The 14,399-nt window shown below is 68.3% G+C and carries 8 protein-coding genes; 7 read left to right on the forward strand and 1 reads right to left on the reverse strand.

The annotated features are described in order from the left end of the window. Nucleotides 1–3 precede the first annotated feature (3 nt). The 7 genes from trpB to ASF30_RS08565 all read left to right on the forward strand — a co-directional run bounded on the left by trpB (nt 4) and on the right by ASF30_RS08565 (nt 13,340). Nucleotides 4–1,215, forward strand: a complete 1,212-nt coding sequence (gene trpB / locus ASF30_RS08535; protein WP_055904883.1) for a tryptophan synthase subunit beta — start codon at nt 4–6, stop codon at nt 1,213–1,215. Then, nucleotides 1,212–2,006 carry a tryptophan synthase subunit alpha gene (gene trpA / locus ASF30_RS08540; protein WP_055904540.1) on the forward strand — a complete coding sequence of 265 codons (795 nt, stop codon included), beginning with the start codon at nt 1,212–1,214 and terminating at the stop codon, nt 2,004–2,006. Before trpB ends, trpA begins: the two co-directional genes overlap by 4 nt. A gap of 82 nt (nt 2,007–2,088) precedes the next feature. Further along, nucleotides 2,089–3,108 carry a prolipoprotein diacylglyceryl transferase gene (gene lgt, locus ASF30_RS08545; protein ID WP_055904543.1) on the forward strand — a complete coding sequence of 340 codons (1,020 nt, stop codon included), beginning with the start codon at nt 2,089–2,091 and terminating at the stop codon, nt 3,106–3,108. A 116-nt stretch (nt 3,109–3,224) separates the two neighbouring features. Further along, complete coding sequence (gene gltB, locus ASF30_RS08550) at nt 3,225–7,802, forward strand: glutamate synthase large subunit (protein ID WP_055904546.1); 4,578 nt, start codon at nt 3,225–3,227, stop codon at nt 7,800–7,802. Nucleotides 7,803–7,855: 53 nt separating this feature from the next. Beyond that, nucleotides 7,856–9,313: a glutamate synthase subunit beta gene (locus ASF30_RS08555; RefSeq protein ID WP_055904549.1), complete on the forward strand. Its 1,458-nt coding sequence runs from the start codon at nt 7,856–7,858 to the stop codon at nt 9,311–9,313. Nucleotides 9,314–9,366: 53 nt separating this feature from the next. Next, nucleotides 9,367–10,782 (forward strand): pyruvate kinase, encoded by a 1,416-nt coding sequence (pyk, locus tag ASF30_RS08560; protein ID WP_055904552.1) that lies wholly within the window; start codon nt 9,367–9,369, stop codon nt 10,780–10,782. 98 nt (nt 10,783–10,880) lie between these two features. Next, nucleotides 10,881–13,340 carry a phosphoketolase family protein gene (locus tag ASF30_RS08565; RefSeq protein ID WP_055904555.1) on the forward strand — a complete coding sequence of 820 codons (2,460 nt, stop codon included), beginning with the start codon at nt 10,881–10,883 and terminating at the stop codon, nt 13,338–13,340. Nucleotide 13,341: 1 nt separating this feature from the next. On the opposite strand, the gene ASF30_RS08570 is transcribed toward ASF30_RS08565, so the two are convergent. Continuing rightward, entirely contained in the window at nt 13,342–14,397 is a 1,056-nt protein-coding gene (locus ASF30_RS08570; protein WP_055904558.1) for a YihY/virulence factor BrkB family protein, read from the reverse strand. Nucleotides 14,398–14,399 lie beyond the last annotated feature (2 nt).

The following is a 14,399-nucleotide window of genomic DNA, read 5'->3' on the forward strand; positions in this document are numbered from 1 at the left end:
ACGATGTCCCTCCGTTCTGAAGAAGGCCCCTACTTCGGTGATTTCGGCGGACGCTTCGTCCCCGAGTCGCTCATCGCAGCGCTGGACGAGCTCTCCGAGGCGTACGAGCTCGCCAAGCTCGACCCCGAGTTCACGGCCGAACTGACCGATCTCCTCGTCAACTACGTCGGCCGTCCGTCCCTCATCACCGAGGTGCCGCGCTTCGCCGAGCATGCCGGCGGCGCGCGCATCATCCTCAAGCGCGAAGACCTCAACCACACGGGCTCGCACAAGATCAACAACGTGCTCGGACAGGCCCTGCTCACCCGGCGCATCGGCAAGACCCGCGTCATCGCCGAGACCGGCGCCGGCCAGCACGGCGTCGCCACGGCAACGGCCGCCGCCCTGTTCGGCCTCGACTGCGTCATCTACATGGGCGAGGTCGACACCGAGCGCCAGGCCCTCAACGTGGCGCGCATGCGCCTGCTGGGCGCCGAGGTCATCCCGGTGACCGCCGGATCGCGCACCCTGAAGGATGCGATCAACGAGGCCATGCGCGACTGGGTCACCAATGTCGAGCACACCAACTACATCTTCGGAACCGTGGCGGGTCCGCATCCGTTCCCCGCGATGGTGCGCGACTTCCAGAAGATCATCGGCGAGGAGGCACGCGCCCAGGTGCTCGCACGCACGGGCGCCCTGCCGACGGCTGTCGCGGCGTGCGTCGGCGGCGGCTCGAACGCCATCGGCATCTTCCACGCCTTCCTCGACGACACCGACGTGGCGCTCTACGGCTTCGAGGCCGGGGGAGAGGGCGTCGAGACGCCACGCCACGCCGCCACCATCACCAAGGGCAAGCCGGGCGTGCTGCACGGCGCCCGCAGCTTCCTGCTGCAGGACGAGGACGGCCAGACCATCGAGTCGCACTCGATCTCGGCAGGCCTCGACTACCCCGGCGTCGGACCCGAGCACTCCTGGCTCTCGGCCATCGGACGGGCGCAGTATCGCCCGGTGACGGATGCCGACGCCATGAGCGCGCTCAGGCTCCTCAGCCGCACCGAGGGCATCATCCCGGCCATCGAGTCGTCGCACGCCCTCGCCGGCGCCATCGAGCTCGGCAAGGAGCTCGGTCCGGATGCCGTCATCCTGGTGAACCTGTCGGGTCGCGGCGACAAGGACATGGAGACCGCCGGCCGGTACTTCGACCTCATCGACGCCGGAGCGGAGCAGTCATGACCACCAGCCCTGTGGCATCCGCGATCCGCACCCGCGTCGATGCCGGAAGCGGCGCCCTCGTCGGGTACCTGCCCGTTGGATTCCCGAGCCTCGGCGCATCGGTCGATGCCGCCGTCGCCCTCGTGGAGAACGGCGTCGACGTGCTCGAGATGGGCCTGCCGTACTCCGACCCCGTGATGGACGGCCCCGTCATCCAGGCGGCCACCCAGCGGGCGTTGGCCGACGGCTTCCGCCTGCGCGACGGGTTCACGGCGGTGAAGGCCATCACCGAGCAGGTCTCGGCACCGGTGCTCATCATGACCTACTGGAACCCCGTCGTGCAGTACGGCGTCGACCGCTTCGCCGACGGCCTCGCCGCAGCCGGGGGAGCCGGACTCATCACGCCCGACCTGATCCCCGATGAGGCCGCGCCCTGGCTCAGCGCCTCGGAGCGCGCCGGTCTCGACAGGGTCTTCCTCGCTGCTCCCTCGTCGACGGATGCGCGGCTGCGCCAGGCCGTCGACGCCAGCCGCGGATTCGTCTATGCCGTCTCCACGATGGGCATCACCGGTGCCCGCGCCGACGTCGACGCCGCCGCGCGCACCCTCGTCGGCCGCCTGCGCGACGCCGGAGCCACCAGCACCTGCGTCGGCATCGGCATCTCCACGGCCGCCCAGGTGCGCGAAGTGCTCGAGTACGCCGACGGCGCCATCGTCGGTTCCGCCCTGGTCAAGGCCCTCGCCGAGGGCGGCATCGAGGCCGTCGGCACCCTGGCCGCCGAGCTGGCGAGCGGCACGCGGAATCCCGCATAGTCCGCTGCGGTAAAGTGACCGAGCGGCGCGACCTCCTGCGGGAAGCGCGGCCGAGAGAACACAACGAAAGGTACGTCGTCCGGTGTCTGCACCCCTGAGCATCCCCAGCCCCTCCTGGGATGGTTTCCAGATCCCGTTGGGGTTCACCACCCTGACGATCCACGCCTACGCGCTGTGCATCCTGGCCGGCATCATCGTCGCCACCATCTGGACCAGCCGCCGCCTCACCAAGCGCGGCGCCGAGCCCGGCATCGTGCTCGACATCGCCCTGTGGGCCGTCCCGCTCGGAATCATCGGAGCCAGGCTCTACCACGTGTTCACCCACCCGGGCGACTACTTCTACGCCGGCGCCAACATCTGGAACCCGTTCCAGCCCGGCTCCATCTGGGCCATCTGGGAGGGTGGCGGTGCCATCTTCGGCGCCCTCATCGGTGGCGCCATCGGTGTGCTGATCGCCTGCCGCATCACCGGCATCCGCTTCCTCTCATTCGCCGACGCGCTGGCGCCCGGCCTGCTCGCCGCCCAGGCCCTCGGACGCCTCGGCAACTGGTTCAACCACGAGCTGTTCGGCCAGCCGACGACGATGCCGTGGGGCCTGGAGATCGAGTCGACCAACCCCGCCTGGCCTGCCGGCCTCCCGGAGGGAACCCTGTTCCAGCCGACGTTCCTCTACGAGATGCTGTGGAACATCCTCGGCATCATCGTCCTCGTCGTGTTCCTGGAGCGTCGCTTCACCATGCGCTGGGGAAAGGCCTTCGCCTTCTACCTCATCTGGTACGGTCTCGGCCGCTGGCCGCTGGAGACCATCCGCCTCGACCCGAGCGAGATCTTCCTCGGCGTGCGCGTCAACGTCTGGGCGGCATGGGGAGCCATCGTGCTCGGCCTCGTCATCCTCATCGTGCAGAACCGTCGCCACGTCGGGACGGAACTCTCGCCGTACGTCATCGGCCGGGAGTGGACCGCTCCGGAGGACAGCGACGAGTACGCCGACGACGCTGAGGTAGACTCGCAGGGAACCGATGAGATCGAGCCTGGCGATGATGCCTCTGTGATCGATTCGAGCGACGCCGGTGCCACAAGCACGACCGGCTCGCGCGCTTAGGTCCGGGCAACCCCGCAGTCCTCTTCGCGGCAGGATCCCCACCGGGGACGTACGCGACTTGTTTCCTTTCGGGCCGACGTCGTCCCGCCTCCGATAGCTTCCTGAGGGCGGTTTCCATGGCAGTAACACCCGTGTTCTCACGTTTCAGTGCGGTCCCCGCGCGGCAGGGTCTCTACGACCCGGCCGCCGAGAAGGACGCCTGCGGTCTCGCGATGGTCGCGACCCTGCGCGGCACGGCCGGTCACGACATCATCGAGACCGCCCTGAACGCCCTGCGCAACCTCGAGCACCGCGGTGCTGTCGGTTCGGATGCCGGAACCGGCGACGGCGCGGGCATCATCACGCAGATCCCCGACGCCTTCCTGCGCGCCATCACCGACTTCGCGCTGCCCGAGGTCGGCCGCTACGCCGTCGGAAACGCCTTCCTGCCGACGGACCCGACCGCCCGCAGCGAAGTCAAGCGCCGTCTCGCGCAGTTCGCGCAGGAGGAGGGACTCGTCGTCATCGGCTGGCGAGAGATCCCCGTGCGCCCCGACGAGGTGGGCTCGCTCGCCCGTGCCGCCATGCCGGCCATCCAGCAGCTCTTCCTCACCAGCGCCCTGACCGACGAGAACGGCGACAGCCTCAGCGGCCTCGCCCTCGAGCGCCAGGCGTTCAGGCTGCGCAAGCGCGTCGAACGGGACCTCGAGGTCTACTTCGCGTCGCTGTCGAGCCGCACCCTCGTCTACAAGGGCATGGTCACGACGCTCCAACTCGAGCCGTTCTACCCCGACCTCTCCGACGAGCGTTTCGCCTCGAAGCTCGCCCTCGTGCACTCGCGCTACTCCACCAACACCTTCCCGTCGTGGCCGCTGGCGCAGCCGTTCCGCATGATCGCCCACAACGGCGAGATCAACACGATCCAGGGCAACCGCAACTGGATGCGGGCGCGCCAGTCGCAGCTCGAGTCCGAGGTGCTCGGCCCGATCCAGCCGCTGCTGCCGATCGTCACTCCCGGCGGCAGCGACTCGGCGTCGTTCGACGAGGTCGTCGAGCTCCTGCAGCTCACCGGACGTTCCCTACCGCACGCCATCATGATGATGGTGCCCGAGGCGTGGGAGAAGCAGACCGAGATCGACCCGGAGCGTCGCGCCTTCTACGAGTACCACTCCATGCTGATGGAGCCGTGGGACGGCCCGGCCGCGATCGTCTTCACCGACGGCTCGCTCGTCGGCGCCACCCTCGACCGCAACGGCCTGCGTCCCGGACGCTTCCTGGTGACGGATGACGGCCTCGTCGTGCTCGCCAGCGAGATCGGCGTGATCGACGTCGACCCGGCCAAGGTCGTGCGCAAGGGACGTCTGCGCCCCGGCCGCATGTTCCTCGTCGACACCGAGGCGGGCCGCCTCATCGAGGACGACGAGATCAAGGCCGAGCTCGCCGCATCCGAGCCGTGGGGCGACTGGCTCGCCGACGAGCGCATCAGGCTCTCCGACCTGCCCGAGCGCGAGCACATCGTGCACCCGCCGGCATCCGTCGTCCGCCGTCAGCGCACCTTCGGCTACACCGAGGAAGAAGTGCGCATCCTGCTCTCGCCGATGGCGAAGAACGGGGCGGAGCCGCTCGGTGCCATGGGCTCCGACACCCCCATCGCCGTCCTGTCGGACCGGCCGCGGCTCATCTTCGACTACTTCACCCAGCAGTTCGCCCAGGTGACGAACCCGCCGCTGGACAGCATCCGTGAAGAGGTCGTCACCTCCCTCGGCACCTCAGTCGGCCCCGAGCGCAACCTGCTCAGTGCCGGCCCGGAGCACGCTCGCCAGGTCGTCCTGACGTTCCCGGTGATCGACAACGACGAGCTCGCGAAGATCCAGCACATCGATCCGAACCCCGGCTCGCGCACGGCGACCACCATCAAGGGTCTCTACAGGGTGGATGCCGGCCCCGAGGCGCTGCGCGACCGCCTGGCTGCCATGTGCGACGAGGTCGACGAGGCCATCGCCGACGGAGCCGAGTACATCGTGCTGAGCGACCGCGACTCCACCAAGGAGCTCGCGCCCATCCCGTCGCTGCTCATGACCGCAGCCGTGCACCACCACCTCATCCGGGCGCAGAACCGCATGAAGGTCGGCCTGCTGGTCGAGGCCGGCGACGTGCGCGAGGTGCACCACGTGGCGCTGCTCATCGGCTACGGGGCATCCGCCGTCAACCCGTACCTCGCGATGGAGACCAGCGAGAACCTGGTGCGGTCCGGCGTGCTGCAGGGCGTCACGCCCGAGAAGGCCGTCGCGAACGTCATCAAGGCCCTCGGCAAGGGTGTCCTGAAGATCATGTCGAAGATGGGCATCTCCACCATGGCGTCCTACGCCGGCGCCCAGGCCTTCGAGGCCATCGGACTGTCCGACGAGTTCATCGCCGAGTTCTTCACCGGTACCACGTCGAAGCTCGGCGGCATCGGCATCGACGTGATCGCCGCCGAGAACCTCGCCCGCCACACTGCCGCCTACCCGGAGGATGCCGCCGCCACGGCGCACGAACGCCTCGCGACCGGCGGCGAGTACCAGTGGCGTCGCGACGGCGCACCGCACCTGTTCAACCCCGAGACTGTGTTCAGGCTGCAGCACTCGACGCGTACGCGCCGCTACGACATCTTCCGCGAGTACACCAAGCTCGTCGACGACCAGGCCGAGCAGCTCATGACGCTGCGCGGGATGTTCAAGTTCAACGGCGGCCAGCGCACGCCGGTGCCGATCGACGAGGTCGAATCCGTCGCGTCCATCGTCAAGAGGTTCTCCACCGGAGCGATGAGCTACGGCTCGATCTCCAAGGAGGCCCACGAGACCCTCGCCATCGCGATGAACCGCCTCGGCGGCAAGTCGAACACCGGCGAGGGCGGCGAGGACCTCGACCGCCTTCTCGACCCCGAGCGCCGCAGCGCCATCAAGCAGGTCGCGTCAGGTCGATTCGGCGTCACGAGCATGTACCTGACCCACGCCACCGACCTCCAGATCAAGCTCGCACAGGGTGCGAAGCCCGGTGAGGGCGGGCAGCTGCCGTCGACCAAGGTCTATCCCTGGATCGCGCGCACCCGGCACGGCACAGCGGGCGTCGGCCTCATCTCGCCGCCGCCTCACCACGACATCTACTCGATCGAAGACCTCAAGCAGCTCATCTTCGACCTCAAGCGGTCCAACCCGAGCGCGCGCGTGCACACCAAGCTGGTCAGCCAGTCCGGTATCGGCGCCGTCGCGGCCGGAGTCGCCAAGGCCCTCTCCGACGTCATCCTGGTCTCCGGTCACGACGGCGGAACCGGAGCGAGCCCCGTCAACTCGCTGAAGCACGCCGGAACGCCCTGGGAGCTCGGCCTCGCCGAGACCCAGCAGACCCTGATGCTGAACGGCATGCGCGACCGTGTCGTGGTGCAGGTCGACGGACAGTTGAAGACCGGTCGCGACGTGCTGATCGGCGCCATGCTCGGCGCCGAGGAGTTCGGCTTCGCAACGGCCCCGCTCATCGTCGAGGGCTGCATCATGATGCGCGTCTGCCACCTCGACACCTGCCCCGTCGGCGTGGCCACGCAGAACCCCGTCCTGCGCGAGCGCTTCAGCGGCAAGGCCGAGTACGTGGTGAACTTCTTCGAGTTCATCGCGCAGGAGGTGCGCGAGTACCTCGCCGAGCTCGGCCTGCGCAGCCTCGATGAGGCGATCGGACGCCGTGACCTGCTCGACGTCGACAACGCCGTCGAGCACTGGAAGGCATCCGGACTCGACCTCGCCCCGATCCTCGTCGGACCCGACTTCTCCGACTCCGAGCCCCGCAAGAACGCGCGCGGCCAGGAGCACGAGCTCGACAAGCACTTCGACAACGAGCTCATCCGCCTGAGTGCCGACGCCCTCGATCACGGTTCCCCCGTGGAGATCGCCCTGCCCATCCGCAACACGGAGCGGGCCGTCGGCACGATGCTCGGCCACGAGGTCACCGTGCGCCACGGCGAGAACGGACTGCCGACAGGCACCATCTCTGTCACCCTGACGGGATCGGCCGGCCAGTCATTCGGCGCCTTCCTGCCGAGCGGCATCTCGCTGCGCCTCGTCGGCGACTCCAACGACTACGTCGGCAAGGGCCTCTCCGGAGGCCAGATCGTCGTGCGCACCCCCGAAGGCTCGACCTTCGAGGCCGAGCACAACGTCATCGCCGGCAACGTGATCGGGTACGGGGCCACGCAGGGTGCGATGTTCATCGGCGGCATGGTCGGCGAGAGGTTCTTGGTGCGCAACTCGGGAGCGACCGCCGTCGTCGAGGGCGTCGGAGACCACGCCCTCGAGTACATGACCGGTGGCCTCGCACTCATCCTCGGAGAGACCGGGCGCAACCTCGGCGCCGGCATGTCCGGCGGCACGGCCTACGTGTTCGACCTCATCCGCGAGCGCGTCAACCTCGACTCCCTCGCCTCGGGAGAGCTCGACCTGCTGCCGCTCGGAAGCGCCGACAGCGAGATCGTGCTCGATCTCCTGCGCCGGCACGCGAGCGAGACGGGATCCGTGCTCGCCGAGCGCCTGCTCGCGGAGCCCGACGCGACCCTCGCCCGCTTCACGAAGGTGCTTCCGCGCGACTACGCCGCGGTGCTCGAAACCCGCAACACGGCTGTCGCCGAGGGGCTCGACCCCGACGGCGACGTCGTCTGGACACGGATTCTGGAGGTCACTGGTGGCTGAGCGAATCGATCGTCTGGACACGCCTGTGCTTACTCACGACTCGGAGGTGACCGGTGGCTGACCCCAAGGGATTCCTCAAGACCACGGATCGCGAACTGCCCGCCCGCCGCCCCGTTCCGGTGCGCCTCATGGACTGGAAAGAGGTGTACGAGCAGGGTGACGCCACCCAGCTTCGACGCCAGGCCGGTCGCTGCATGGACTGCGGAGTGCCGTTCTGCCATCAGGGCTGCCCGCTCGGCAACCTCATCCCGGAGTGGAACGACCTCACCTGGCGCGGCGAGGGCCATGCCGCCATCGAGCGTCTGCACGCCACCAACAACTTCCCGGAGTTCACGGGTCGGCTCTGCCCGGCGCCCTGCGAGTCCGCGTGCGTGCTGGGCATCAACCAGCCGGCCGTGACCATCAAGCAGGTCGAGGTGTCGATTATCGACCAGGCGTTCTCCAGCGGCTGGGTGCAGCCGCACCCGCCCGGACGCCTGACCGGCAAGACCGTCGCCGTCGTGGGATCCGGTCCGGCCGGTCTCGCCGCTGCCCAGCAGCTGACGCGCGCCGGCCACACCGTCGCCGTGTTCGAACGCGACGACCGCATCGGCGGCCTGCTCCGCTACGGCATCCCCGACTTCAAGATGGAGAAGCGTCACATCGACCAGCGTCTCCAGCAGATGACGGCCGAGGGCACCCGCTTCCGCGCCGGCGTCAACATCGGAGTCGACATCACCTGGGATGAGCTGCGCCGTCGCTACGACGCCGTCATCGTCGCCACGGGCGCGATGATCCCGCGCGAGCTGCCGATCCCCGGGCGCGACCTGTCCGGCATCCACTTCGCCATGGAATACCTCACCCAGTCCAACCACGTGGGTGCCGGCGACAAGGTCAGCGACCAGATCACCGCCGAGGACAAGCACGTCATCGTCATCGGCGGCGGCGACACCGGTGCCGACTGCATCGGCACCGCGCACCGCCAGGGCGCAGCATCCGTCACCAACCTCGCCATCGGCAAGCAGCCGTCGACGGGTCGTCCCGAGCACCAGCCCTGGCCGATGGACCCCACGGTCTTCGAGATCTCGAGCGCGCACGAAGAGGGCGGCAACCGCCAGTTCCTCGCATCGACGGTCGAGTTCCTCTCGAACGAGGCCGGAGAGGTGCGCGCCCTGCGCGTCGCCGAGACCGAGTACCTCGACGGACGCCGGGTGCCGAAGGCCGGCACCGAGCGTGAGATCCCGGCCGACCTGGTCCTCATCGCGATGGGCTTCACCGGTCCCGAGCAGCAGGACCTCGGTTCCCAGCTCGACGTGGCCTTCGACGGACGCGGCAACGTGGAGCGCGACGGCGACTACGCCACCGGGCACTCCGGCGTCTTCGTGGCCGGCGACGCCGGTCGCGGACAGTCGCTCATCGTCTGGGCCATCGCCGAGGGACGGGCTGCGGCCGCAGCCGTCGACCGGTACCTTGAAGGAAGCACTGAACTGCCGTCGCCAGTACGCCCGACCGACCGCGGCTTCACGATCTAAGACTTTTCACGAGGCCCCACAAGGGCTGCACAACAATCGGAGTAGAAACGCACATGAGACGCGCGAAAATCGTCGCAACACTCGGCCCGGCAGTGTCGAGCTACGAGAACATCAGGGCGATCATCGACGCCGGCGTGGACGTCTGCCGGATGAACCTGAGCCACGGCAGCTATGACGTGCACGAGGGCATCTATCAGAACGTCCGCAAGGCGGCCAACGACTCGGGCAAGGCCGTCGCCGTGCTCGTCGACCTGCAGGGCCCGAAGATCCGTCTCGGCAAGTTCGAGGGCGGACCGTACGAGCTCGCCCAGGGCGACATCTTCAAGATCACCACCGAAGACATCATCGGAAACAAGGACATCTGCGGCACGACCTTCAAGGGCCTGCCCCAGGACGTCGCCGCCGGGGACTTCCTCCTCATCGACGACGGCAAGGTGCGCGTCGAGGTCGTCGAGACGGATGGCACCGTCGTCACCACGAAGGTCATCGTCGCCGGCCCGGTGTCCAACAACAAGGGCATCAACCTCCCCGGCGTCGCGGTCAACGTGCCCGCGCTGTCCGAGAAGGACGAGGCAGACCTGCGCTGGGGCCTGAAGCTCGGCGCCGACATCATCGCCCTGTCGTTCGTGCGCAACGCCGACGACATCATCCGCGTGCACGAGATCATGGACGAGGAGGGACGCCGCGTCCCCGTCGTCGCGAAGATCGAGAAGCCGCAGGCCGTCGATCACCTCGAGGAGATCGTGGAGGCCTTCGACTCGATCATGGTCGCCCGCGGTGACCTCGGCGTCGAGCTCCCGCTCGAGGCCGTGCCGATCGTGCAGAAGCGCGCCGTCGAGATCGCCCGCCGCCTGGCCAAGCCCGTCATCGTCGCGACCCAGATGCTCGAGTCGATGATCCACAGCCCGGTGCCCACGCGCGCCGAGACCTCCGATGTCGCCAACGCGATCCTCGACGGAGCAGACGCCGTCATGCTCAGTGGCGAGACCAGTGTCGGAGAGTACCCGGTCATCACCGTCCAGACCATGGCCCGCATCGTCGAGTCCACCGAGCTGCACGGTCTCGACCGCATCCAGCCTCTCGGCACCAAGCCGCGCACCCAGGCCGGCGCCATCACCCTCGCCGCCGTCGAGGTGGCCGACTTCGTCGAGGCCAAGTACCTCTGCGTCTTCACCGAGTCCGGTGAGTCGGTCCGACGGATGTCGCGCCTGCGCAACAAGATCCCGATCCTGGCGTTCACGCCCGACCCGGCGATCCGTCGGCGCATGGCACTGAACTGGGGCGTCGAGTCCTTCGTCGTCGATCGGGTGACCCACACCGACCAGATGGTCAGCCAGGTCGACGAGGTGCTCGCCTCGACCGGCAAGGCCGCCATCGGCGAGAAGGTCATCATCATCTCGGGATCCCCTCCCGGAATCCCCGGCACCACCAACGACGTGCGCGTGCACATCGTCGGCGAGGTGCTGTAGGGACGTTCCCCTGCTGTTCGACGGGCCGGTGCGGATAATTTCCGCGCCGGCCCGTCGTGCGTTCCTAGGATGGAGGAACCGACAGACGGAGGATCCCCATGGCAGCACGCGCAGCATCCGCCGACACCTGGAAGACCAGGTCGGACTCGCCACTCACCGACGAGACCATCGCTGCCATCGACGCCTGGTGGCGTGCGGCCAACTACCTCTCGGTCGGTCAGATCTACCTGTTGGCGAATCCCCTGCTGCGCGAACCGCTGACGCCGGAGCACATCAAGCCGCGCCTGCTCGGCCACTGGGGCACCACGCCCGGCCTCAACTTCATCTACGCGCACCTCAATCGCGCGATCCGCGAGCGCGACCTCGACACCCTGTACATCGCCGGACCGGGCCACGGCGGCCCGGGCATGGTGGCGAACGCCTACCTCGACGGCACCTACAGCGAGATCTACAACGACATCGACCAGTCCGCGGAAGGACTGCGCCGGCTGTTCCGGCAGTTCTCCTTCCCCGGTGGCATCCCGAGCCATGCCGCCCCCGAGACACCCGGGTCCATCCACGAGGGCGGTGAGCTCGGATACGCCCTCTCGCACGCCTACGGCGCCGCATTCGACAACCCGCAGCTGCTCGTCGCCGCCGTCGTCGGCGACGGCGAGGCCGAGACGGGTCCGCTTGCCACGGCCTGGCACTCCAACAAGTTCCTCGATCCGGCCACCGACGGCGTCGTGCTGCCGATCCTGCACCTCAACGGCTACAAGATCGCCAACCCCACGGTGCTGGCCCGCATCCCCGAGGAGGAGCTCTTCGAGCTGATGCGCGGCTACGGTTACACGCCGTACCTCGTCTCCGGCGGCTTCGACGGCGAGGATCCCATCGCCGTGCACGAACGCATGGCGTGGATCCTCGACGAGATCCTCGACCGCATCGCCGAGATCAAGCGGAGCGCAGCCGACGGCACCCTCGACGGGCGCCCGGCCTGGCCCATGCTGATCCTCCGCACGCCCAAGGGCTGGACCTGCCCGACGACCATCGACGGGCATCCGGCAGAGGACAACTGGCGTTCCCACCAGGTTCCCCTGGCCGACGCCCGCGACACCCCAGAGCACACCCGCGTCCTGGAGGAGTGGATGCGCTCCTACAGGCCGGAGGAGTTGTTCGACGAGGCCGGTGCGCCCGAGCCGTCGGTGGTGTCGATGGCGCCGGACGGTGAGCGGCGGATGAGCGCCAACCCGCACGCCAACGGCGGGCTGCTGCGGAAGGCGCTGCGGTTGCCGGACTTCCGGGACTACGCGGTCGACGTGCCGGAGCCGGGCGCCACCATCGGAGAGGCCACCCGGGTGCTGGGAGCCTGGCTGCGTGACGTCATCCGTGACAATCCGACGAACTTCCGCATCTTCGGCCCCGACGAGACGGCGTCGAACCGCCTCTCCGACGTGTTCGAGGTGACGGACAAGCAGTGGAACGCCGAGCGCTGGCCGATCGACGACGACAACCATCTCGCGAAGGCGGGCCGCGTCATGGAGATGCTCAGCGAGCACCAGTGCCAGGGCTGGCTCGAGGGCTACCTGCTCACGGGTCGCCACGGCATCGTGAACTCGTACGAGGCGTTCATCCACATCGTCGACTCGATGTTCAACCAGCACGCGAAGTGGTTGAAGAGCTCTCGGGCGATCCCGTGGCGCAGCCCGGTGTCGTCGCTGAACTACCTGCTCAGCTCCCACGTCTGGCGACAGGACCACAACGGCGCGTCGCACCAGGATCCGGGCTTCATCGACCACGTCATGAACAAGAAGGCCGACGTGGTGCGCGTCTACCTGCCGTTCGATGGCAACACGCTGCTCTCCACCTACGACCACTGCCTGCGATCGGTCGACTACGTCAACGTCGTCGTGGCCGGCAAGCAGCCGAGCCCGAACTGGCTGTCGATGCCCGCGGCGATCGAGCACTGCACCCGCGGCCTCGGCCTGTTCGACTGGGCGGGAACGGAGGTCGCCGGTGAGCAGCCCGATGTCGTGCTCGCCTGTGCCGGTGACGTGCCGACGGTCGAGATCCTGGCCGCGGCACAGATCCTCCGCGAGCGCGTGCCGTCCCTGCGCGTGCGCGTCGTCAATGTGGTCGACCTGATGCGTCTGCAGAGCGAGGGGGAGCATCCGCACGGGCTCTCGGACCGTGAGTACGACGCCGTCTTCACCCCGGACAAGCCCGTCATCTTCGCCTACCACGGCTATCCCTGGCTCATCCACCGCCTCACGTACAGGCGTTCTGGGCACGCGAACCTGCACGTGCGCGGCTTCAAGGAGGAAGGGACCACGACCACGCCGTTCGACATGGTGATGCTGAACGACATGGACCGCTTCCACCTCGTGACCGACGTGATCGACAGGGTGCCCGGCCTCGCCGCTCGAGAGGGCATGCTGCGGCAGGAGATGCAGGATGCCCGCATCCGCGCCAAGGCGTACACGCGCGAGCACGGAGAGGACCTCCCCGAGGTCGCCGAGTGGTCGTGGACCGGATCGGCACCGGCAGGGTCGAGCTCGACCGGCGGTGATAACGACTGAGTCAGTCGCGCGGGTCGACGCCCTTCGGGGCTCGGGGCGCGCTGTCGTAGCGGATGCCGCGACCCTCGGCCACGTCGGCCTCGGCCCTGGCCGCCCGCTTCTCGGCGAGGGCCGTCGTGCGGGGCGGCATCCGCAGGTTCTCCTCGGCGGCGATGCCCGACTGCAGTTGGCGACCGCGTTCGACCTCGGAGTCGAACTCGGCACCGAACAGGAGCGCGAGGTTGGCGATCCAGAGCCAGATGAAGAAGATCAGCGCGCCCGCGAGTGATCCGTAGATGCGGCCGTAGTTGGAGAAGTTCAGGATGTAAATGAAGAACAGCGCCGACGACACCACCATCGTCGTCAACGCGAGCAGCGCCCCCATGCTGAGCCAACGGAATCGGCGCTGGTGCACGTTCGGCGTCGAGTAGTAGAGCAGCCCGATCACCACGATCGCGAGCAGGACGAGGATCGGCCACTTGAGGATCGACCACAGGCCGAGCCACGGCTCGCCGATGCCGAGCGCCGTCCCGACGGCATCCGCCACGGGTCCCGAGACTATGAGCATGCAGCCCATCACGCCCAGGAGCACGGCGAAGACGACGCTGATGAGGAGCTGCTGCGGCTTCAGGATGGTGAAACCGCGTCCCTCATCGACCTCGTAGATGCGGTTCATGGCGCGGCTGAAGGCGCCGACATAGCGCGAGACGGTCCAGATCGTCAGGACGACGCCGAAGACGAGCGCGAACCAGCCCGAGGAATCGGCGAGCTGGGCGAGCGCGTCCTCGATCTCGCCCAGGTCGGTGCCGGGGAACGCGTCCTTGAGGATGCCGAGCACCGAGGTGATCGAGCCGTCGCCGTCGCCGAACACCACGAATCCGGCGACGACGGCGATGAGCGCCGGGAAGATGGACAGCACGCCGTAGTAGGTGAGCGCTGCAGCGGCGTCGGGCAGGTCGTCGAAGCCGAACTCCCGGGTGGTGCGCTTCATGATGTAGCGCCAGGTCTCGCGGCGCAGGTCCTGCGGACCTGACGGCTCGACGTCGGGGTCGATGCCGCGGGTGTCGTGCTGTGTCACGG

It is taken from the genome of Leifsonia sp. Leaf264 (assembly GCF_001422325.1).
Classification (GTDB): domain Bacteria; phylum Actinomycetota; class Actinomycetes; order Actinomycetales; family Microbacteriaceae; genus Orlajensenia.

Bases quoted from the DNA above. Each gene is read 5' to 3' on its own strand.
- trpB (WP_055904883.1), top strand. From the start codon at position 4: ATGTCCCTCCGTTCTGAAGAAGGCCCCTACTTCGGTGATTTCGGCGGA.
- trpA (WP_055904540.1), top strand. From the start codon at position 1,212: ATGACCACCAGCCCTGTGGCATCCGCGATCCGCACCCGCGTCGATGCC.
- gltB (WP_055904546.1), top strand. From the start codon at position 3,225: ATGGCAGTAACACCCGTGTTCTCACGTTTCAGTGCGGTCCCCGCGCGG.
- pyk (WP_055904552.1), top strand. From the start codon at position 9,367: ATGAGACGCGCGAAAATCGTCGCAACACTCGGCCCGGCAGTGTCGAGC.
- ASF30_RS08565 (WP_055904555.1), top strand. From the start codon at position 10,881: ATGGCAGCACGCGCAGCATCCGCCGACACCTGGAAGACCAGGTCGGAC.